This window comes from Streptomyces sp. NBC_00203, from assembly GCF_045206325.1.
Lineage (GTDB): Bacteria > Actinomycetota > Actinomycetes > Streptomycetales > Streptomycetaceae > Streptomyces > Streptomyces lutosisoli.
Genome location: NZ_CP108126.1, coordinates 5,158,112 through 5,178,838, shown reverse-complemented (window position 1 = coordinate 5,178,838; position 20,727 = coordinate 5,158,112). Strand labels below are relative to the sequence as shown.

The following is a 20,727-nucleotide window of genomic DNA, read 5'->3' as shown; positions in this document are numbered from 1 at the left end:
AGCGTTTGCTCCGGGCCATCGGTCTGTTCGGGGTGTCGCAATACTTTCTTGTACGGCGTATGGGAACTGTTCTACGGTGTACAGCATGTCAAGTACGCCGACACCCCAAGGCCCCCGGGGCTCCCAAGGTCCCCTTGCCCCCCAAGGACACCCCCAGCGCTGGCTGATCCTCGGCGTCATCTGTCTCGCGCAGCTCACCGTGCTGCTCGACAACACCGTCCTGAACGTCGCGATCCCCTCCCTCACCCGGGAGTTGGACGCGTCCACCTCGGACATCCAGTGGATGATCAACGCGTACTCGCTGGTGCAGTCCGGGCTGCTGCTCACCGCGGGCAGCGCGGCCGACCGTTACGGGCGCAAGAAGATGCTGGTGGCGGGGCTGGTGCTGTTCGGGATCGGGTCACTGGTGGCCGGACTCGCGGGCTCCACCGGGCAGTTGATCGCCGCGCGGGCGGGGATGGGGGTGGGGGGTGCGCTACTGCTCACCACCACGCTCGCCGTGGCCATGCAGATCTTCACGCCCGACGAGCACCCGAAGGCCATCGGCATCTGGAGTGCCGTGAACGCGCTCGGGTTCGCGGCCGGACCGCTCCTCGGCGGCTTCGTGCTGAACCACTTCTGGTGGGGGGCGATCTTCCTCGTCAATCTGCCGGTGGCGGCGCTGGGGCTCGTCGCGGTGGTGGCGCTCGTACCCGAGTCGAAGAATCCGCGGGGCGACCGGCCCGACCTGCTGGGCGCGCTGCTTTCCACCGTCGGTATGACCGCGCTCGTGTACGCGATCATCTCGGGGCCCGAGCACGGGTGGGCTTCGGGGCGGGTGCTGGTCACGGCGGGGGTGGCCGTGGTGGTACTCGGTGTGTTCGCGTACTGGGAAAGCCGGATTCCGTATCCGATGCTCGATCTGCACTTCTTCCGGGACCGGCGGTTCACGGGGGCCGTAGCGGGGGCGGTGCTCATCACCTTCGGTATGGGCGGTGCGTTGTTCCTGCTCACTCAGCATCTCCAATTCGTCCTGGGATACGGGCCGTTGGAGGCCGGGCTGCGGACCGCGCCGCTCGCCCTGTCGGTCGTCGCCCTGAACTTCTCCGGTCTGTCCGCGAAGTGGACGGCGAAGCTCGGGACGCCGGTGTCGATCGCGCTCGGCATGGTGCTGATGTCGGCGGGGCTGGTGTCCATCGCGACGCTCGCCGCGCACGGGTACGGGGGCACGCTGCTCGGGCTGCTGCTCATCGGCGCGGGGTGTGCCGTGGCCAACCCCGCCATGGCGCACGCCATCATGAGCGCGATTCCCCGGGAGAAGGCGGGCGTCGGCGCGGGCATCAACGGCACGCTCGCCGAGTTCGGCAACGGGCTGGGGGTGGCCGTGCTCGGCGCGGTCCTCAACTCGCGCTTCGCGGCGCTGATTCCGGTGGCGGCGAGTTCGTTGCCGGCGGCGCTCGGCTCGGCGCGGTCGGCGCAGGAGCGGGGGCGGATCACGGACGCGTTCTCGTCGGGGCTGGAGACCAGCCAGTTGGTGGGCGCGGTCGCCGTGCTTCTCGGTGGACTCCTGGCTGCGGCGTTGCTGCGGCGGGCGGAGAGGGCAGACTCCGCGGTGGCGGTCTCCGCGTAGCGCCCGCTTAGCATCATCGAGGAGGGCGGACCGGAGGATTCCGCCCGCCGCGCAGAAGTACGTACCCGCAGAAGCACGTACCCGCAGTCCGAGTTCCTAGGAAGGTGCGCCATGGTGAGGGCAGCCGACCGGGCCAAGCGTCCGGCGCGGACCAGTGTCTGGCTGGAGGGCAAGGCCCCCCGGGGCGGTGCGGCTCGAGGTGGTGGGCAGCCGTCGGGGCTCGACCGGGAGCGGATCACCGAGGTCACGGTGCGGTTGCTGGACGCGGAGGGGTTGGCGAAGTTCTCCATGCGCCGGCTGGCCGCCGAGCTGAACGTCACCGCGATGTCCGTGTACTGGTACGTCGACACCAAGGACGACCTGCTCGAACTAGCCCTCGACGCGGTGTTCGGTGAACTGGAGCTGCCGGACGCGGAGTCGGGGGAGGACTGGCGCGATCAGCTGCGCGCGCTGGCCACCGGGTACCGGGCGCTGTTGGTGCGCCACCCCTGGGTGTCGCCGCTCATCGGCAACTTCCTGAACATCGGGCCGCACTCCATGGCGTTCTCGCTCCGCGTGCAGCAGGTGGTCCGCAACACGGGGTTGCCGCCGTACGGGCAGATGGGTGCGCTGTCGGCGGTGTTCCAGTTCGTGTACGGCTTCGGCACGATCGAGGGGCACTTCGTGCAGCGGTGCGCCTCGGCGGGGATGTCCCAGGACGAGTACTTCCGCCAGGCCATGAGCACCATCAGCGAACAGCCGCAGTTCGCGGCGAACTTCGAGAGCGCGGCGGATCTGATGGAGGCGCGTGGGGGTGACACGGTCGAGGAGATGCGAGAGCGGGACTTCGGCTTCGCCCTGGAGATGCTGATCGCGGGGATCGAGACGATGGTGGCGCGCGGTTGAGGGTCCCCGTGCGGGTTCGTTGTGGGTCGGGGCCGTGCCGGTACGTCCAGCCCGTCGCCGGTGGGCATTACTGTCTGCTGCCACGGCGGAACTAGGCCATAACCACGTAAGCGACGGCCTTTGGACGTACCGGCACGGCCCCTTCCGTGCGTGGGCCACTGCGGGTGGGTGGGGGCTGGTCGCGCCCACGCGGCGGAGCCGCATATCGATACAGCCCCGCGCCCCTTAAAAGAACCTGGGGCGGACCGGCAGTTGTTTAGGGGCGCGGGGAACTGCGCGCCCAGCCCCCACCGTCCCGCAGCCGACACACAACCCCACCCACCCCCACGGGGTCGAAGGGGCGGAGCCCCTGGGGATGGGACGGGTAGGGGCGGCGGGGGCGAGAATCCCTCTAGGGCTGCGGCGCCAGGTGGGCCGGGAAGCCGCCGGTGGCGACCGGGCCCCAGCGGTCGGGGGTGATGCGGATGATGGACTTGGCCTGCTTGAGCATCGCCGCGCGGTACTCGTCCCAGTCCGGATGCTCACCCGCGATGTTCCGGTAGTACTCGACGAGGGGTTCCACGGAGTCCGGGGAGTCGATCACCTCGGCGGTGCCGTCGATCTGAACCCACGGCCCGTTCCACTCATCGCTCAGGACGATCACGCTGACGTGCTCGTCCCGCTTGGCGTTGCGGCTCTTGGCGCGCTCGGGATAGGTCGAGACGACGATGCGGCCGGAGTCGTCGACCCCGCAGGTCAGCGGCGACCCCTGAGGGCTCCCGTCGGTCCGGCGGGTGAGAAGGATGGCGCGGTGGCGGGGGCGTACGAAGTCGAGCAGTTCGTCGCGGGAGACAGAGGTGTTCGTCGCGATGTTCGGTGCCATGGGCCGCAGCCTACGGGCTGGACGGCGCTCCGGCCTGTCCCTGCCGTGCCTACGCCTGGGGGAGCGATTCGCCCTGCACCGCCTGGATGTCCAGCTCCACCTTGAGCGTCGTACCGATCGCGGCGATGCCCGCCTGCACGACCTGGTTGTAGCGCATCGCGAAGTCCTCGCGGTGCAGTTCCGTCGTGGCGCGGAACGCGGCGCGGGTGCCACCCCAGGGGTCGGCCCCGGTGCCGAGGTAGGCGAGGTCCAGGTCGACCGGGCGTACGACGCCGTGCAGGGACAGTTCGCCGTGGATGGTCCAGCGGTCGGAACCGGCGGGGGTCACGGCGGTCGAGGTGTAGGTGATGTGCGGGTAGGTCTCGACGTCCAGGAAGTCCGGTGAGCTCAGGTGTCCGTCGCGCATCCCGTTGCCGGTGTCGATGGATGCGGCCTGAATCACCGCCGCCACGCGGGACTTGGTCACGTCGTCCGGGGCGATCTCGATCGTGCCGGAGAAGTCGGTGAAGCGGCCGTGCACGCTGGAGATGCCCAGGTGCTGGGCGACCGCGCCCACGGAGGAGTGGGCGGGGTCGATGGTCCACGGGCCGGGCGGCGGCAGCTCGGTGCCGCCCTGGCGGGCGAGCGTCACGTTGCCGACCTCGGCGCGGCCGGCGGCGGTCACCAGGGCGCTGGACGCGGCGGGCGCGTACCCGACCGCCGTGACGATCACGGTGTACGCGCCGGGCGCGAGGGCGGTCGTGTCGTGGACGGCTCCCTCGGTGTCCGCCTCGGCGCGCAGCACCTGGGCGCCCGTCATGTCGGTCACCGTGACGACCGCGTGCGACACGGCCCATCCGTCCCGCGTACGGATCCGTGCGGTCAGTCCCATCCCGTTTTCTCCCTGCAAGACATGAAAAATTGGTCGTAATGAAACCGGCCCGTGGGGGGCGCACCTCCGCTCAGAGTGCGCGCTTCCCCACGGGCCGGGGCTCGAACTACTCGCCGGGGTGGGCGAGTTCGATGTGGTGGTCGTCGACGCCGCGGCCGGAGACCGTCAGTGCCGTGGCCACGGGCGGGTAGCCCGTCGCGATGACGGTGTACTCGCCGCCGTCCAGGTCGGTGAAGGCGTACGCGCCGTCCGTGCCCGTCCTGGCCGTGCCGACCACGTTGCCCGCCGCGTCGACGAGCGTGACCCGGGCGTCGGCCAGGGGCCCGCCGGGTGCCTGTACGACACCCTGGAGCTGGGCGCCCGAGTCGAGTTCGACCTCGATCCGGGTGACCCCGGCGCCGCCGACCTCGACGGGCAGGGCCCGCGGCCGGTGACCCGCGGCGTTCACCGCGACCGTCACGACACCCGGCACCAGCTCGGCGAAGGAGAATTCGCCCTGCTCACCGGTGGTCCCGGTGGCCAGCACATCACCGCGTACGTCGGTCACGATGACCATGGCGTCCTTGACCGCCGTACCGCCGTCGGCGGCCCGCACGACACCGCTCAGCCCGCTCGTGCCGCTCAGCAGGATGTCGTACGCGACCGGCTCGTCGTTGACGACGATCGTCGAGGCCTGCGGCTGGAAGCCGTCGGCGGAGGCGATCAGCACGTACGAGCCCACGCCCGGCGCGTCCAGGGCGTAGGAGCCGTCGGCCTGGGCGACCGAGCGGCCCAGCTGCCGTCCCGCGAGCGAGATCAGCGTGACCGCGGCCTGCGGCACGGGCGCGCTCTCGGCGCCGCGGACGTAACCGCGTACGGGAACGCCACTGGAGGCGGGCAACGGGGTGGTCTCCTTCGTCGCCGTGGCGACGGCGGACAGTCGCTGCGTGCCCTCGGGCCCCGCTTCGGTCTCCGCGACGGCCCAGCTCGGGACCTTCTCGTCGGCGACGGGAGTTCCGGCGACCGGAGCTTCGGCGATGGGAGTTCCGGCGGCGGAAGTCTCCGCCGTCGCCTCCGCCTTGGCGTTCGCGGCCTGGGCCAGCGCGCCCGACGTCCGCAGCGGGACCTCCTTGATGAACAGCACGATGAAGAAGGCGAGCAGCGCCATGCCCGCGGCGATCAGGAAGACGTCCGCGATGCCGTGGCCGTACGCGCTCTCCATGACGGTGCGCAGCGGCTTGGGCAGCTTGTCCATGTCCGGGATGCTGGAGCTGGAACCGGACGCCAGCTTGGCGTACTTGGGGCCGAGGTCGGTCAGACCGTCCTTGACGTAGTCGGTGATCCGGGTGGCCATGACCGCGCCGAGCGCGGAGACACCCATCGCACCACCGAGGGAACGGAAGAACGTCACCGTGGAGCTGGCCGAGCCGAGGTCGGCCGGGGCCACCTGGTTCTGCGTGGACAGCACCAGGTTCTGCATCATCATGCCGACGCCGAGGCCCAGCAGCGCCATGAAGATCGCGATGTGCCAGTAGACCGTGTCGTAGCGGATCGTGCCGAGGAGTCCGAGGCCCGAGGTCACCAGGACGCCGCCCGCGACCAGCCAGTACTTCCACCGGCCGGTCTTGGTGATGATCTGGCCGGAGACCGTGGAGGCGACGAACAGGCCGGCGATCATCGGGATGGTCATGACGCCCGACATCGTCGGGGACTTGTCACGGGCCAGCTGGAAGTACTGGCTGAAGAAGACCGTGCCGGAGAACATCGCGACACCCACGAAGAGCGACGCGAGGGAGGAGAGGGTGATGGTGCGGTTGCGGAACAGCCGCAGCGGGATGATCGGCTCGCTCGCCCTGGACTCGACCAGCACGAAGATCAGGCCGAGCACGATCGAGCCGCCGACCATCGCGAACGTCTGCCAGGACACCCAGTCGTACTTGTCGCCGGCGAAGGTGACCCAGACCAGCAGCAGCGAGACCGCGGCGGAGATGAAGAACGCGCCGGCCCAGTCGACCTTCACGTCCCGCTTCACGACGGGCAGGTGCAGGGTCTTCTGCAGCACGATCAGCGCGATGATCGCGAACGGCACACCGACGTAGAAGCACCAGCGCCAGCCGAGCCACGAGGTGTCGGTGATGACACCGCCGAGCAGCGGACCGCCGACGGTTGCGACGGCAAAGGTCGCGCCGAGGTAGCCGGAGTAACGCCCGCGCTCACGCGGGGAGATCATCGCGGCCATCACGATCTGCGCGAGGGCGGACAGACCGCCGACGCCGATGCCCTGGACCACGCGGCAGGCGATGAGCATGCCGGCGTTCTGCGAGAGACCGGCGGCAGCCGATCCCAGGACGTAGATGATCAGCGCTATCTGAACGAGCGCCTTCTTGCTGTACAGGTCGGAGAGCTTGCCCCACAGGGGCGTGGTCGCGGTCATGGCCAGCAGCGAGGCCGTGACGACCCAGGTGTAGGCGGACTGGCCGCCGCCCAGGTCGCCGATGATCTCGGGGAGTGCGTTGGAGACGATCGTCGACGACAGGATCGCGACGAACATGCCGAGCAGCAGCCCGGAGAGCGCCTCCATGATCTGCCGGTGCGTCATCGGAGCGCCGTCGGCGGCGCCTCCGTGCTTGGCGTGAGAGCCCCGCACACCTGCTGGTGTGGTCGTTGCCATGGGCTTCCTTTTCTTACGTATTTACGCGGGTGTACGGGTGGTCAGTTCTGCTGCGCTGTCGCATACGGGTGCGGGTGGGGCGGCCGCTGTGTGGTGGAGCGGCAGTCGCCGAAGCTCTCGCGCAGCCGGCCCATGAGCGCGATGAGCAGCCCGACCTCGTGGTCGGACCAGTCGCTCAGCCGGTCGGCGAGGAGTCGCGTGGTGCGCCGGGAGAGCTCGTCGAGCTGCTCCTGACCCGCGGGGGTGAGGTGGAGGATGCGTGAGCGCTTGTCGGCGGGGTCGGGGGACCGTTCGATCCAGCCCCGGTCCGCGACATGCGCGACATGGCGGCTGGTCACCGACATGTCCACGGAGAGCAGCTCCGCGAGCCGGCTCATCCGCATCTCGCCGTACCGGCCGAGCAGCGTCAGCACGGCGGCGGAGCCCCCGGGGCAGTCGGGCGGCAGGATCCGCCCCATGTCCCTCTTCACGGCACCGATGGCACTGAGCTGACGGGCCAATTCCTCGTACTGCGTCTGCTCGGCCATCGCACCTCCCGTATTCGTTGCTTGGGGCAACCATAAATCCAGTTGGTTGCCGCAGGCAAACGAAATCCTTACGCCCGGCCTAAAAACTTGGCAAAGGCAAGCATTGGCGAACGTAAACTTGCAGGTGAGAGGGGGCGACTTGGCTGGGAATGCCCTGGGAGTGAGCTGGGAGGGCGGGGCCGCGGTTCCGGAGAACCAGGAGGGCCCCGCACTTGGGCAGCCCTCATGAATTCGCTAGTGTCCTGACCCATGGCAAACACCCAGGGCCCCGAGGGCAACTACGACCCCGCGGGCAGCACCCAGATGTTCCGTGCCTTCGTCGACGAGGCCCCCCAGAGTCGTCAGCAGCAGGCCGTCGCTCCGGCCGGCCCCCGTGTCGGCCTCATCGTCGGCGTGGTCCTCGCCGTCGTGGTCGTGGCGGCCGTGGCCTGGCTCGCGCTCAAGTAACGCTCAGGCGATTGGACAGGGGCGAGTAACGGGAGACGGGTGAATGGCCCCCGGGTGGGGGCCGAGCCCTACTTCCACCGGACGGACACGTCCCGCGTCTCGATGTGCATGCCCAGCGGCACGCGCCACGCGTCGACGCACACCATCCAGGTCTTGTCCTTCTTCGCGCCGGCGGCGATCGGTGCGGGAAGGTCCTCGGTGGACTCGATCGTCGCCCAGTCGATCCCGAGCGCCCCGATGATGTGCGTCCCGAAGGTCACCGTGCCCGAACGCACCGCCGTGCCCCCGGTGTTGCGGAACGAGACGGTCACCTTCTCGCACCACCGCTGATCGGTGGCCTCGCGCGAGGGATCGCCCACGCTGAGCACGGCGGGCCCGGCGCTCGCCGTGGACCCGGGTGCCGTCGGGGCCGGCGACGCGGACGCGCTTCCCGAACCTCCGCTCGTGCTACCCGAGTTGCCGCTCCCGGACGAGGGTGTCGACGTACCGCCGCTGCTGTCGGCTGATCCGCCGCCGCCCTGATCGCTGGTGCCGGATCCCGAAGCCGTCTCACCGGAGCCGGAGTTCGAAGCCGAAGCCGAGGTCGAGCTCGATGTCGATGTCGAGGTCGATTCCCCGGAGCCCGAACTCCCGGAAGTTCCCGCCCCCTTGGAGCCGGCCGCCGTGCCGCCCTTCAGGGGCATCAGCGACACATCCCCCGTGGGGGCGACCACCGCGCCCGACGCCCGGGGTGAACCCCCGGCTGCTCCGACGGCGACGTATCCGTCCCCGCCGCCACCGCTCCCGCAGGCGGCCAGCACCGTACCCAGGCAGACCACAGTCGCCGAGGCACCCACAAGGGCACCTCGGCGACCACGTATCGACTCTCGACGCATCGCGCCAGTGTGGCTGACGATCCGTCAATTATGAACCCTCGGGAGGCTCCTGAGGCGAAGCTCAGCCGATGCCTCAGCCGGAGCCTCAGTCGGAGATGAGCCCTTCCCGCAGCTGGGCCAGGGTCCGGGTCAGCAGCCGGGAGACGTGCATCTGCGAGATGCCGACCTCCTCGCCGATCTGCGACTGGGTCATGTTCGCGAAGAAGCGGAGCATGATGATCCGGCGCTCCCGGGGCGGGAGCTTGGCGAGCAGCGGCTTGAGGGACTCGCGGTACTCGACGCCCTCCAGAGCCGTGTCCTCGTAGCCGAGGCGGTCCGCGAGGGAGCCCTCGCCGCCGTCGTCCTCGGGGGCGGGGGAGTCGAGGGACGAGGCCGTGTACGCGTTGCCCACGGCGAGGCCGTCGACGACGTCCTCCTCGGACACGCCCAGGACCGCGGCGAGTTCGGTGACCGTCGGAGAGCGGTCGAGCTTCTGCGAGAGCTCGTCGCTGGCCTTGGTGAGGGCCAGGCGCAGCTCCTGGAGGCGGCGCGGGACGCGGACGGACCACGACGTGTCGCGGAAGAACCGCTTGATCTCGCCGACGACCGTCGGCATCGCGAAGGTCGGGAACTCCACGCCGCGTTCGCAGTCGAAGCGGTCGATCGCCTTGATCAGGCCGATGGTGCCGACCTGGACGATGTCCTCCATCGGCTCGTTGCGGGAGCGGAAGCGCGCTGCCGCGTACCGGACGAGCGGGAGGTTGAGCTCGATGAGCGTGTCCCGGACGTAGGCGCGCTCAGGGCTGTTCTCGCCGAGTGCGGCGAGCCGCAGGAACAGGGAGCGGGACAGGGTGCGGGTGTCGATGGCGCCCGAGGACTCGGGGGCCTTGACGGCTTCGGGGGCCGGGGCGGCCGGAGCGGCGTCGGGGGCCGGAAGGGCCGGGACATCGTGAAGCGCGTCGTGCGTCTCGGGCGCTGCTTCGCTCTTCATGAGCGTGAGCACCTTCGAGCTGCCCTGGTCTGCGGACATGCCACCCCCTTTGGGTCGCGGACGGTCGCGGCAGTCGCTCCCGTCGGAGGAACGCAGCCTCCACCTGAATACCGGAGGCGGGGCCGCGGCAAACGCGCTTCCGGAAGAATGTCACATGTCGGCAACACGCTGTAGTGACATGTCGACATGGAGGGGGTGAATAGGCCCTGGAAAGAGGGGGTCTGACGGTTTTTCAGCGCTGAACTGTCGGAAAAGGAGCCGTCGAGCGATTCGCTCTCAGCGGTTACGCCTCGATCCTGTTTGCGGATCGAAGACGCGCGAAACTACGGGCGAGCAGCCTTGACACATGCATCTGGGAGACTCCCAGCTCGGCGCTGATCTGTGACTGCGTCAGATTGCTGTAGTAGCGCAGAAGAAGGATCCGCTGTTCGCGCTCGGGCAGCTGTACGAGCAGATGCCGTACGAGGTCGCGGTGTTCGACCCCGTCGAGCGCCGGGTCCTCGTAGCCGAGCCGGTCGAGCAGTCCCGGCAGCCCGTCGCCCTCCTGGGCCGCTTCGAGGGAGGTCGCGTGGTACGAGCGGCCCGCCTCGATGCAGGACAGCACCTCCTCCTCGGTGATGCGCAGCCGTTCGGCGATCTCGGCGGTCGAGGGCGTGCGCCCGAATGCTGTCGTCAGGTCCTCCGTCGCGCTGTTCACCTGCACCCACAGCTCGTGCAGCCGGCGCGGTACATGGACGGTGCGGACGTTGTCGCGGAAGTACCGCTTGATCTCGCCGACGACGGTCGGCATCGCGAAGGTCGGGAACTGCACACCCCGGTCCGGGTCGAACCGGTCGATGGCGTTGATCAGCCCGATGGTCCCGACCTGGACCACGTCCTCCATGGGCTCGTTGCGGCTGCGGAAGCGCGCTGCCGCGTACCGGACGAGCGGGAGGTTGGCCTCGATGAGCGCCCCGCGTACGCGGTTGTGCTCCGGGGTGCCCGGCTGCAGGGTCTTGAGCTGGCCGAAGAGGACCTGGGTGAGGGCCCGGGTGTCGGCGCCGCGGCGCCGCTCCGGCGCGGGGTCCTGCGCGACCTCCTGGGTGATCTCCTGTGCGACTTCCTGCGCGACCTCCTGGGTGATCTCCTGTGCGACTTCCGGGGTGACTTCCTGAGGTGGTGCCGGGGTCGGCGCCTGGGCCGGGGCCGGGGCTTCCTCCTGGGGCGGCGCAGTACTGGCCGACACGGTCAACGCCACCTCTTCATTCGTCAACACAACCGTCAACTCATCCCTCAAAAGCGGTCATAGCATCACAAGACATGTGCACTGTGTGCAAGCACCGCATAACGCCGTGTTGAGGGAGGGTTGGGGCGTAGGACGTGAAAAGCCCCCCGCCGGCTCTGGCGAGGGGCTTCGGAGCGGCAGCGCTCGGAAGGCTGGCGGCAGGGCTCAGAACGGATAGTCGGCGATCACCCAGGTCGAGAACTCCCGCCACAGCACGGCGGCCGCCTGGTGAGCCGGGTGCTCCAAGTACCGCTTCAGGGCGTCGGCGTCGTCGACGGCGGAGTTGATCGCGAAGTCGTACGCGATGGGCCGGTCGGTGATGTTCCAGTCGCATTCCCAGAACCGCAGCTCGGGAATCTGGTCGCCGAGCGCGCGGAAGGCGGCGGCGCCCTCGACGGCGCGCGGGTCGTCGCGCTCGACGCCCTCGTTGAGCTTGAAGAGGACCAGATGGCGGATCACGGGCACTCCTTGGTGGTGCGAGGGACGCCTCTCAGTTCTTGGCCCCGTCGGCGACCCATGTCATGAAGTCGCCGATGGCCTGAGCGGCACTCGATATGCCCTCGAACCCTATCTGGACGTAATCGGCGGCCTTGGCGGGATCTGTGATGATCACGTACAACGCGAAGACCACGAGCACATAGACGGCGATCTTCTTCGAATTCACCGCCATCGCGGCCTCCCCTGTGACTGCTGCGCCCGGTGGGCCCCCTGTTGCCGGCGGCGAGTGTAACCTTCACGCCGCTTTTAAGGACCAACGGCCCGCTGGTCGAGGCCCTTTGCCGAGCCGTTCCGGGCGTGCGGTGGCCCAGGATGGATGGTGAGCCCGGCGGTTCTGGCAGGAGTCCGGCGGGCGGGACGGACCCCACTGCGGGGTTCCCGCCGCAAGCTTCCCCCGATGCGCGGCGCGGACTTGTGGGTCCCTCTCCACTGGGGGAAGCGGCTTGTCCCCTCGATGCCGCTTCCCCCGTCCTTCTCTTCTCGGACCCCTGCGAAACGTCTTCGCGCGGCCATGAATGAGACGTAAACGGACTCAGGCGAGCCAATCGGCGTAGTGGGTCGGGGCAATGCGGACATCGCCGTGGGCGACCAGGACGTCACCCTGGACGGCCGCGAACATGCCGGCGGTGTCATCGATGACGACCGAGCGCCCGTCGCCCTTGGCGGTGAGGGTGATCCGGCCGAGCTCGTCGAGGGTGTAGACGTCAGGGCCTGCGATGTTGAGGATGCCGTTCAGTGGGGTGCCCGCGGCGACTTCGGCGACGGTGGCGGCGACGTCCGCGGCGGCGATCGGCTGGATCGGCGTGCGCGGCAGCCGGACCGTCTCGCCGTCGGCCGTCCACGACAGGGCCGCGTCCATGAACTCCATGAACTGCGTGGCGCGGACGATGGAGTACGGGATCGGACCGTCGGCGAGGATGTCCTCCTGGAGCGCCTTGGCCCGGTAGTAGTCCAGCTGGGGCACCTGGTCCACGCCGACGATGGAGAGCACGACGAAGTGGCCGACGCCGCCCTTCTCGCTCGCGGCCAGAAGGTTGGCCATGGACGTGCGGAAGAACTCGGGCGAGGCGTCGTCGAACGTCGGCGAGTTGGTCAGGTTGACGACGACGTCAGCACCTGCCACGGCATCCTCCAGGCCCTGGCCTGTGATGATGTCGACGCCTGTGGACAGGGAGTGCGGTACGGCCTGGTGTCCGGCTGCCTTCAGGTTCTTCACCACCTGCGACCCGATCAGTCCGGTTCCCCCGACAACTGCGATCTTCATGTCGTGTCCCTGCTCTCGGCTCTTCGTTGTCCGATATGTACCTTATGGACTCAGAGGGTGCCCGGGACCCAAACTCGGACAAGCTGGTGCCTGCCGTGCGGGTGAAGGGGACGGAAACCGAGGCGGAGCAGCACGAAGGGCCCCGTCTTTCGACGGGGCCCTTCTCAAGCGGTAGCGGAGGGATTTGAACCCTCGGTGACTTGCGCCACACTCGCTTTCGAGGCGAGCTCCTTCGGCCGCTCGGACACGCTACCGAGGGAGACCTTACCCCAAGGTGGGCCGTGGTCCGAAATCCGTTTGGCGGTCCCGGAAGAAGTCGGTGAGCGTGCGCGCGCACTCGTCGGCGAGGACGCCCTCGATCACCTCGGGCCGGTGGTTGAGCCGCCGATCGCGTACGAGGTCCCAGAGGGAGCCGGCCGCGCCCGCCTTCTCGTCGCGGGCGCCGTACACGACCCGGTCCACCCGGGACTGCACGAGCGCGCCCGCGCACATCACGCAGGGCTCCAGGGTGACGACGAGCGTGCAGCCGGACAGCCGCCACTCGCCGAGCTCCGCTGCGGCCCTGCGCAGCGCGAGGACCTCGGCGTGCGCCGTCGGATCGCCGGTGGCCTCGCGTTCGTTGTGCCCGGTCGCGAGCACCGTCGTACCGTCCGGGGACAGCACGACGGCGCCGACGGGAACATCCCCGCCCCCAACGGCCCGGCGGGCCTCGTCCAGGGCGAGCCGCATGGCGGCCCGCCAGCGGTCGCGTACCGGATCGGGTTGTGGGGTTTCCTCGGCGGTGCTCACCCGGGGAACCTAGCGGAAGCTCTCCGGAGCCGGCGGCCGGCCGGAGATCGCCGCGCCTAGCGGACGGTCTCCAGGACCTCTGCCGCCCCCAGGGCGTCGGCGATCGTGCTGAGCGCGTCGCCTTCGTCCAGGGAGAGCAGTTCCTTCTCGCTCACTCCGAGGTCCGCGAGGATGGCACGGTCCCCGACGGGACTGTGCGAGACGGCGTCGGCGGACACGAGCTCGTCCTCGTCGTCGTCGGAGTCGTTTCCGTTGTCGGGCTCACCGTCCTCCGTGCCGTCCAGGTCGAGGGAGTCCAGGTCGGCGTCGTCGTCGCCCGGATCCCGTCCTAGTAGTTCGTCCGTGAGCAGGATCTCGCCGTACGAGCTGCGGGAAGCGGCGGCGGCGTCCGAGACGTAGATGCGAGGGTCCTCCTCGCCGTCCACGCGGACGACGCCGAACCACGCGTCCTCCTGCTCGATGAGTACGAGGACCGTGTCCGCCTCCGAGGCTTCACGGGCCAGGTCGGTCAGATCCGACAGGCTCTCCACATCGTCGAGCTCTGTGTCGCTCGCTTCCCACCCGTCTTCGGTGCGCGCGAGCAGTGCGGCGAAGTACACCGTGACTCTCCCACTGGTCGTAGGCGTGCCGGTTGGGGGTCCCCCCGGCGGAGGTTGATGGGCGGGGCGTGCTGCTCTGAGCCCCACCCACTCGGAATCGTGGCAGAAACAGAGCGTTCAGGGGACGTCTTCGGCCTGCTGTGTCTGCCTCTTTTGATCGCTAACAGCGGATCGTACGCGGCTGTCGGCGCCGCGAAAGCACCTCCCGGCCCAGACACGGGCTCGTGCGGCCCGGGCGGGGGAATGGGCTCACGGCGGGCGGCTACCAGCGGAAGGTGCGCATACGCATGGCGTGGCGCAGTCGTGCGGCCTTGGCGCGGCGGGGCTGGACCCGGTCGCGCAGCTCGCGCGCCTCGGTCAGTTCCCGCAGGAACTGGGCGCGCCGCCGCCTGCGCTCGGCGTCGGTCTCCACCTGCTCGGGGGACTCCTCTTCCGGGTTCCGCATAGACACACCACCCCAGGTCCGTCCCTCCCACTTTCCCTCTGATGGGCGGTTTGATGCCAGCGGACGGGTGACATCGCGGGCCGGACCTTGCCGGGCCCGGCAAGGCGGGGCAGTGGCGGGCGCCCGCAGCCCGGCTACTGTTGTGGACATGCGTCTCCACGTCGTCGACCACCCCCTGGTCGCCCATAAGCTCACCACCCTGCGCGACCAGCGCACCGACTCCGCGACCTTCCGGCGGCTCGCCGACGAGCTGGTCACCCTGCTCGCCTACGAGGCCACCAGGGACGTACGCACGGAGCAGGTCGACATCGTGACCCCGGTCGCCTCCACGACGGGCGTCAAGCTCTCCTACCCGCGCCCCCTCGTCGTGCCGATCCTGCGCGCGGGCCTCGGCATGCTCGACGGCATGGTGCGGCTGCTGCCGACCGCCGAGGTGGGCTTCCTGGGCATGGTGCGCGACGAGGAGACGCTCCAGGCCTCCACGTACGCCACCCGCATGCCGGACGACCTCTCCGGGCGCCAGGTGTACGTCCTGGACCCGATGCTGGCCACCGGCGGCACGCTCGTCGCGGCGATCCAGGAGCTGATCAAGCGCGGCGCCGACGACGTCACCGCCGTGGTTCTCCTCGCCGCCCCCGAGGGCGTCGAGGTCATGGAGCGCGAACTGGCGGGCACGCCGGTCACCGTCGTCACGGCCTCGGTCGACGAGCGCCTCAACGAGCACGGTTACATCGTGCCGGGGCTGGGCGACGCGGGCGACCGGATGTACGGCGCGGCGGAGTGACTCGCGGGTTCCCCGGGTTCCCGGTGGAGTGACTCCTGGGTTCACCAAGGGATTTCGGCCGTACGGGGCTTTCGGCCCCGTACGGCCTTCTTGGTTCTACGGGGCTGCCGGCGCCGTACGCCCTTCCTGGCTGTACGCGGCTGTCAGCAGCTCTTCGAGGAGGTGGAGGGCGCCGGTGCGGGCCTGGCCAGGACGGCCAGGGCCTTGTCGGCGTCCGCCTTCTTCGTCAGCGACTTGAAGCCGGTGCCGATGATGAGGTCGACCTCGGTGGCCTTGTCGCGGCCGTCGGTCTTCAACTCGGCGCCGGGGAGCTGGGTGTTGAGGACGGGCAGCGCGGCCGAGTAGGCCGACTTCGCGCCGAGGAGTATCCCGGCGCCCTCGACCTTCTTGTCGTACGCGTCCGTCGCGTTGCCCACGTCGCCGATCTTGAAGCCGCGTTTCTCCAGCTCGTCCGCGGTTTCCTTGGCCAGCCCGCTGCGGGGCGTGGCGTTCAGGACGTTCACGGTGATCTGGCCGGGCTTGGGCAGCGTCCTGGTGGTGGCGGCGGCCGGTGTGGCCGACGCGCTGACCTTCGACGCGCAGTCCGCCTTGGGGCCCGCCGCCGTCGCCTTGTCACCGCCGCCCGTGAAGACGTCGATGAGCTGCAGGGTCCCCCACCCGATCAGCCCAAGTGCGGTGACGGAGGCGACGACCAGGAACACGAGCCTGCGGCGCCCCCGAGGTCGGCGCATCCGCGGGTACTTGTCCCCCGTGATCCGGTACTGGCCGCCCATGCCAGGGGGAGTGAGCATGCTCATGGGCGCAGCGTAGTGCGCCGCGGCGGCGATAACTACTAGATGATCATTGCCCGGCGCTCAGTTCAACCCATTGGGGTCAAGCCGTGGCCATTAGTCCAGTTCAAGGACGCGCGCGTGGAGCACCTGGCGCTGTTGCAGCGCGGCGCGGACGGCACGGTGCAGGCCGTCTTCCAGGTACAGGTCGCCCTGCCACTTCACCACGTGCGCGAACAGGTCGCCGTAGAAGGTGGAGTCCTCGGCGAGGAGGGTCTCCAGGTCCAGCTGGCCCTTGGTCGTCACGAGTTGATCGAGGCGGACCGGGCGCGGCGCGACGTCCGCCCACTGCCGGGTGCTTTCCCGGCCGTGGTCGGGGTACGGCCGTCCGTTTCCGATGCGCTTGAAGATCACACGGAAAGCCTACCGGTCAAGAGCTTCCGGGCGCAGCCATGGCGCCGGAGTGCGACGCTGGAAAAGACGCCGTAAATCCGTTCAAATCGGGAACAGGGGCCTGATATGCGTGACAGCGAGACCATGCCGTCGGCTGCCCCTGGCGCCGCTCCCGGGACGACCGGAAACGCCCCCGCCCCGGGAGGGAGCGCCGCCGCGCTGCCGCGGGAAGCCCTGGAAATCGCTTCCGGGTACGCCTTCTCAGGCCCCGCCCTCGATCTGGGCGCCCTGCTCTGGGACGGGCAGTGCCTGCCCGACGTGCAGATCCGCATCCCGTTGCCGATGCTCAACCGGCACGGTCTGGTCGCCGGCGCCACCGGCACCGGCAAGACCAAGACGCTCCAGCTGATCGCCGAGCAGCTGTCGGCCCAGGGCGTGCCGGTGTTCCTCGCGGACATCAAGGGTGATGTGTCGGGCATTTCGGCGCCGGGCGTGGCGGGCGACAAGGTCCAGGAGCGCGCCCGGGACGTCCACCAGGAATGGACGCCGACCGGATACCCGGCCGAGTTCTATGCGCTCGGCGGCATGGGCCACGGCATTCCCGTACGCGCCACGATCACCAGCTTCGGCCCGGTGCTGCTGTCCAAGGTGCTCCAGCTCAACCAGACCCAGGAGCAGTCGCTCGGCCTGATCTTCCACTACGCCGACCAGAAGGGCCTGGAGCTGGTCGACCTCAAGGACCTGCGCGCGGTCGTCACGTTCCTGACCTCGGACGAGGGCAAGCAGGAGCTGAAGGGGATCGGCGGGCTGTCCACGGCCACGGCGGGCGTCATCCTCCGTTCCCTCACCGCCTTCGAGGCGCAGGGCATGAGCCCCTTCTTCGGGGAGCCGGAGTTCGACACGAGTGAGCTGCTGCGGACGGTGTCGGACGGGCGGGGGGTGGTGTCGGTGCTTGAACTGCCCGAAGTCCAGGACAAGCCGCAGCTTTTCTCGACCTTCCTGATGTGGCTGCTCGCCGACTTGTTCCACGATCTTCCGGAAGTCGGCGATGCCGACAAGCCGAAACTCGTTTTCTTTTTTGACGAGGCGCACCTGCTTTTCAACGACGCCTCGAAGGCCTTCCTGGACTCGATCACCCAGACCGTCCGGCTCATTCGCTCGAAGGGAGTTGGCGTCTTCTTCGTGACGCAGACTCCGAAGGACGTACCCGCCGATGTCCTCGGCCAGCTCGGCAACCGCGTCCAGCACGCGCTGCGGGCCTTCACTCCTGACGATCAGAAGGCTTTGAGGGCGACGGTGAAGACCTTCCCGAACTCGGCGTACGACCTGGAGGAACTCCTCACGGGACTCGGGACCGGGGAGGCCGTGGTCACGGTCCTGAGCGAGAAGGGCGCGCCGACCCCCGTCGCCGCGACCCGGCTGCGTGCGCCCGGGTCGCTGATGGGCCCGGTCGACGCGGCGGTCCTGGACCGGGCGGTTGCTGCGTCGCCGCTCTACGGGCGGTATGCACAGGCTGTGGACCGTGAGTCGGCGTACGAGAAGCTGACGGCGGCGCGGGAAGTTGCGGCGGCGCAGGGGGTGGCGGCGGGTTCTGGGTCTGCCAAGGGGGCGCCGGCGAAGGGGCGGCCGGCCAAGGAGGAGGCCTCGGTTGTCGAGCAGGTGGTCGGTAGTGGGCTTTTCAAGTCTCTGGCCCGGTCGGTCGGTACGCAGATCGGTCGTGAGATCACTCGGTCGTTGTTCGGGACGGCTCGGCGTCGGCGGTAGGCGCGGTAGCCGGTAGGGGGCAACCGCCCCGTTCTGGGGTGCTGGGGAGGGGCGGTCGCCCTTGTTGTTGTCAGTTGTGGCTGTGTTCCGTTGGGGGGTTCTTGTGGTGGGGGCCGTTCGGCTTGGGGCGGGGGGCCGGCTTCGGTGCGTTGCGTACGGCTTCTGCGCGCAGCAGGGCGCGCAGGACCGCGTAGGGGTCGCTGGGCATGGGGTGTCCTTGTGTCCTTGTGCTCGCTGTGTTCGCTGGTGAGGGACTGACCGGGGCGGAAGCCGGGTCCGTCAGCAGCGCAGGACCACACAGCGGAGGGTGTGCGGGGCGGAGGAGTGCGAGGGGGATGCGGGGGCCCGCAGGGGGAGGGGGCCGTGCTGTTGCTCCGGGGTGCGCGTGTCGGGGCGCAGGGGGGTGAGGGGGCGGTGGTCCTGGCGGGTGGGCGGGCGCAGGGCCGTGTCGAGTACGTCGTGTTCGGCGGTGCCTGATCCTGATTCGGTGCCGGCCGTGGGGGCGGGGGTGGGGGGTGACGCGGCGAGCGCTTCGAGGTGCGGGCCTGTGGCGAGTACCGCGGTGACCAGCAGGATGAGGATCCGCAGCCAGGTGCCTGAACGTGAAGGAGCCCCTCCCCGCGCTCGCGCGCACCGGCGCAGCGGGTGCGGGGAGTGCGGGGTGGGGCTCATGAGAGGTCCTGTCCCCACCGGAGGTGGGTGATTCATCGGGTTGGCCGGGAGATCCGCCCTGTTGGCGGAGCGGTCAGGCGGTGCGGGGGATGCGCTGGGCGGCGGAGCGGATGCCGAACGCCGTGATGATCTCGACGATGCCGACCACGATGAGCCAGCAGCCGGCTACGAGGGTGAGGACGGCGACCGACTTGAACGGGGCCACGATCAGCACGATCCCGGCGATGAAGCTGACGATGCCGAGGAACACCTGCCAGCCGCGGGCCGGCACGGTCGGGTCGGACGCGGCGGCGATGGCCTGGGTGATGCCGCGGAACAGCCAGCCGATGCCGATCCACAGGGCGAGGAGCAGGATCGACTCCATCGCGCCGCGGAAGCAGAAGAGGCCCAGCAGGATGGACAGGGCGCCGCTGATGAAGGCCAGGACGCGGAGGGAGGTCGCCGCGTGGGTGCCGAAGGCGGCGACGAGTTGCAGTACGCCGCTGACGATCAGGTAGAGCCCGAAGAGCACTCCGGCGACGCGGAGCGAGGCCTCTGGCCAGACCAGCACCATGACGCCCAGCGCCAGCGCGGCGATTCCGGCGCCTAGTACGGCTTGCCAGGCGGTGCGGGAGAGAAGGTACAGGGGGCCTTCGTCTGTGGGCTCGCTCATGACCCATGCTGTGAACGGCTGCGGGGATCTCGCCACCGGGATGACCCGAGTGGTGGACGTATGCCGGGGGTTCGGTTCGGTGTCGTTGGGGGTCGGGGCCGTGCCGGTACATCCAGCCCGTCGCCGGTGGGCATTACTGCCTGCTTCCACAGCATGAACTTGCCCATAACCACGTATGCGACGGGCTGGACGTACCGACACGGCCCCTTCGGTGCGTCGCCGACCGCGCCGCCGTGCCTACCGGGTGGGGGTGGGTGGGGCCGTCGTGCGTCGTCGGCTCCGGGTGCGTGTGCGTGTCCGTGTGACGAACGGTTCCTGCGGTATTGCTGGGCGCAGCCCCGTGCTTTTGCTTTTAGGGGCGCGGGGAACTGCGCGACAAGCCCCCACCGGCCCGCACCCGACACACAACCGAACGGGGTCGAAGGGGCGGAGCCCCTGGAGGATGGGACGGGTAGGGGCGGCGGGGGCGAGGAACCCGGGGTCTTACTTGCCGGAGGCCTTGGCGGTGGCTTTCATTTCTTGTTTGTGGGCGCGGACCTTGGCGAGGGAGTCGGGTCCGGTGATGTCGGCCACGGAGCGGAAGGACTTGGCCTCCCCGTAGGGGCCCGCGGACTCGCGCCAGCCCTTGGGCCGTACGCCCAGTTGCTTGCCGAGGAGGGCGAGGAAGATCTGGGCCTTCTGGGGCCCGAAGCCGGGAAGGTCCTTGAGGCGTTGGAGGAGTTCGGCGCCGGTCTTGGCGTCGCTCCAGACGGCGGTGGGGTCCCCGGCGTAGTGCTCCACGAGGTACTGGCACAGCTGCTGGATCCGCTTGGCCATCGAACCGGGATAGCGGTGCACGGCCGGCTTGGCGGACAGCAACGCGGCGAACTTCTCCGGGTCGTACGCGGCGATCTCGTGCGCGTCGAGATCGTCCGTACCCAGCCGTTGCGCGATCGTGTACGGCCCCGCGAAGGCCCACTCCATCGGAACCTGCTGGTCCAGCAGCATGCCGACGAGGGCGGCGAGCGCGCTGCGGCCGAGCAGTTCGTCGGCTTCCGGCTGCTGGGCGAGGTGAAGAGTGACGTCCATGGACCGATGATCCCCCGGACGCGGGCGGGGTGCAGGGCGGTGACCCCGGCCCGCGCCGTCTTCACCGCT

Annotated in this window: 24 protein-coding genes and 1 tRNA gene; 5 read left to right on the top strand and 20 right to left on the bottom strand. The window is 69.5% G+C overall.

The window, feature by feature from the left end; translation table 11 throughout:
- Window positions 1-85: 85 nt before the first annotated feature.
- The gene (locus tag OG975_RS23245) at window positions 86-1,609 is read left to right on the top strand and encodes an MFS transporter (RefSeq protein WP_406331269.1); all 1,524 of its coding nucleotides are present in this window, start codon (window positions 86-88) and stop codon (window positions 1,607-1,609) included.
- Between the two features lie 111 nt (window positions 1,610-1,720).
- Window positions 1,721-2,494: a TetR/AcrR family transcriptional regulator gene (locus tag OG975_RS23240; RefSeq protein ID WP_406331267.1), complete on the top strand. Its 774-nt coding sequence runs from the start codon at window positions 1,721-1,723 to the stop codon at window positions 2,492-2,494.
- Window positions 2,495-2,885: 391 nt separating this feature from the next.
- Here OG975_RS23240 and OG975_RS23235 read toward each other — a convergent pair whose 3' ends face one another.
- The 4 genes from OG975_RS23235 to OG975_RS23220 form a co-directional block, all read right to left on the bottom strand.
- Window positions 2,886-3,356 (bottom strand): PPOX class F420-dependent oxidoreductase, encoded by a 471-nt coding sequence (locus tag OG975_RS23235; RefSeq protein WP_406331266.1) that lies wholly within the window; start codon window positions 3,354-3,356, stop codon window positions 2,886-2,888.
- 49 nt (window positions 3,357-3,405) lie between these two features.
- Window positions 3,406-4,227 (bottom strand): YceI family protein, encoded by an 822-nt coding sequence (locus OG975_RS23230; protein ID WP_406331265.1) that lies wholly within the window; start codon window positions 4,225-4,227, stop codon window positions 3,406-3,408.
- 106 nt (window positions 4,228-4,333) lie between these two features.
- Window positions 4,334-6,877, bottom strand: coding sequence for an MFS transporter (locus OG975_RS23225; RefSeq protein WP_406331264.1), 2,544 nt, complete (start codon window positions 6,875-6,877; stop codon window positions 4,334-4,336).
- Between the two features lie 41 nt (window positions 6,878-6,918).
- Complete coding sequence (locus OG975_RS23220; protein WP_406331263.1) at window positions 6,919-7,404, bottom strand: MarR family winged helix-turn-helix transcriptional regulator; 486 nt, start codon at window positions 7,402-7,404, stop codon at window positions 6,919-6,921.
- 249 nt (window positions 7,405-7,653) lie between these two features.
- Here OG975_RS23220 and OG975_RS23215 point away from each other — a divergent pair, with 249 nt between their 5' ends.
- Entirely contained in the window at window positions 7,654-7,851 is a 198-nt protein-coding gene (locus OG975_RS23215) for a hypothetical protein (RefSeq protein ID WP_330305702.1), read from the top strand.
- Between the two features lie 68 nt (window positions 7,852-7,919).
- Here the strand turns inward: OG975_RS23215 and OG975_RS23210 are convergent, their stop codons facing one another.
- The 10 genes from OG975_RS23210 to OG975_RS23165 all read right to left on the bottom strand — a co-directional run bounded on the left by OG975_RS23210 (window position 7,920) and on the right by OG975_RS23165 (window position 14,555).
- Window positions 7,920-8,726: a hypothetical protein gene (locus OG975_RS23210; RefSeq protein WP_406331261.1), complete on the bottom strand. Its 807-nt coding sequence runs from the start codon at window positions 8,724-8,726 to the stop codon at window positions 7,920-7,922.
- Between the two features lie 85 nt (window positions 8,727-8,811).
- On the bottom strand, window positions 8,812-9,735 hold the full coding sequence (locus tag OG975_RS23205; protein ID WP_406331260.1) for an RNA polymerase sigma factor SigF: 924 nt from the start codon (window positions 9,733-9,735) through the stop codon (window positions 8,812-8,814).
- Window positions 9,736-9,979: 244 nt separating this feature from the next.
- On the bottom strand, window positions 9,980-10,933 hold the full coding sequence (locus tag OG975_RS23200) for an RNA polymerase sigma factor SigF (protein ID WP_406336417.1): 954 nt from the start codon (window positions 10,931-10,933) through the stop codon (window positions 9,980-9,982).
- Window positions 10,934-11,125: 192 nt separating this feature from the next.
- Window positions 11,126-11,419, bottom strand: coding sequence for a Dabb family protein (locus tag OG975_RS23195; protein WP_406331258.1), 294 nt, complete (start codon window positions 11,417-11,419; stop codon window positions 11,126-11,128).
- A gap of 31 nt (window positions 11,420-11,450) precedes the next feature.
- Window positions 11,451-11,630, bottom strand: a complete 180-nt coding sequence (locus OG975_RS23190; protein ID WP_330305698.1) for a hypothetical protein — start codon at window positions 11,628-11,630, stop codon at window positions 11,451-11,453.
- 360 nt (window positions 11,631-11,990) lie between these two features.
- A complete protein-coding gene (locus tag OG975_RS23185; RefSeq protein WP_406331257.1) occupies window positions 11,991-12,722 on the bottom strand; it encodes an SDR family oxidoreductase in 732 nt (243 codons plus the stop codon).
- Between the two features lie 169 nt (window positions 12,723-12,891).
- Window positions 12,892-12,976: transfer RNA gene (locus OG975_RS23180), tRNA-Ser, on the bottom strand.
- Between the two features lie 10 nt (window positions 12,977-12,986).
- Window positions 12,987-13,451, bottom strand: a complete 465-nt coding sequence (gene tadA, locus OG975_RS23175; protein WP_406336415.1) for a tRNA adenosine(34) deaminase TadA — start codon at window positions 13,449-13,451, stop codon at window positions 12,987-12,989.
- 116 nt (window positions 13,452-13,567) lie between these two features.
- On the bottom strand, window positions 13,568-14,110 hold the full coding sequence (locus OG975_RS23170; protein ID WP_406331256.1) for a hypothetical protein: 543 nt from the start codon (window positions 14,108-14,110) through the stop codon (window positions 13,568-13,570).
- 262 nt (window positions 14,111-14,372) lie between these two features.
- Window positions 14,373-14,555, bottom strand: a complete 183-nt coding sequence (locus OG975_RS23165) for a hypothetical protein (RefSeq protein WP_327429952.1) — start codon at window positions 14,553-14,555, stop codon at window positions 14,373-14,375.
- 148 nt (window positions 14,556-14,703) lie between these two features.
- Between OG975_RS23165 and upp the strand changes: the two genes are divergently transcribed.
- Window positions 14,704-15,339, top strand: coding sequence for a uracil phosphoribosyltransferase (gene upp / locus OG975_RS23160; RefSeq protein WP_327429951.1), 636 nt, complete (start codon window positions 14,704-14,706; stop codon window positions 15,337-15,339).
- A 143-nt stretch (window positions 15,340-15,482) separates the two neighbouring features.
- Here upp and OG975_RS23155 read toward each other — a convergent pair whose 3' ends face one another.
- Window positions 15,483-16,112: a LytR C-terminal domain-containing protein gene (locus OG975_RS23155; RefSeq protein WP_406336413.1), complete on the bottom strand. Its 630-nt coding sequence runs from the start codon at window positions 16,110-16,112 to the stop codon at window positions 15,483-15,485.
- Window positions 16,113-16,226: 114 nt separating this feature from the next.
- A complete protein-coding gene (locus OG975_RS23150) occupies window positions 16,227-16,523 on the bottom strand; it encodes a type II toxin-antitoxin system VapB family antitoxin (protein WP_003999914.1) in 297 nt (98 codons plus the stop codon).
- A 105-nt stretch (window positions 16,524-16,628) separates the two neighbouring features.
- Here OG975_RS23150 and OG975_RS23145 point away from each other — a divergent pair, with 105 nt between their 5' ends.
- Complete coding sequence (locus OG975_RS23145) at window positions 16,629-18,266, top strand: helicase HerA-like domain-containing protein (protein ID WP_406331254.1); 1,638 nt, start codon at window positions 16,629-16,631, stop codon at window positions 18,264-18,266.
- Window positions 18,267-18,336: 70 nt separating this feature from the next.
- Here OG975_RS23145 and OG975_RS23140 read toward each other — a convergent pair whose 3' ends face one another.
- The 4 genes from OG975_RS23140 to OG975_RS23125 form a co-directional block, all read right to left on the bottom strand.
- Window positions 18,337-18,474, bottom strand: a complete 138-nt coding sequence (locus OG975_RS23140; RefSeq protein ID WP_406331253.1) for a hypothetical protein — start codon at window positions 18,472-18,474, stop codon at window positions 18,337-18,339.
- Between the two features lie 71 nt (window positions 18,475-18,545).
- The gene (locus tag OG975_RS23135) at window positions 18,546-18,938 is read right to left on the bottom strand and encodes a hypothetical protein (RefSeq protein ID WP_406331252.1); all 393 of its coding nucleotides are present in this window, start codon (window positions 18,936-18,938) and stop codon (window positions 18,546-18,548) included.
- A gap of 73 nt (window positions 18,939-19,011) precedes the next feature.
- Entirely contained in the window at window positions 19,012-19,590 is a 579-nt protein-coding gene (locus OG975_RS23130; RefSeq protein ID WP_406331250.1) for an HdeD family acid-resistance protein, read from the bottom strand.
- A 483-nt stretch (window positions 19,591-20,073) separates the two neighbouring features.
- Window positions 20,074-20,658 carry an HhH-GPD-type base excision DNA repair protein gene (locus tag OG975_RS23125; protein WP_406331249.1) on the bottom strand — a complete coding sequence of 195 codons (585 nt, stop codon included), beginning with the start codon at window positions 20,656-20,658 and terminating at the stop codon, window positions 20,074-20,076.
- Between the last annotated feature and the right edge of the window lie 69 nt (window positions 20,659-20,727).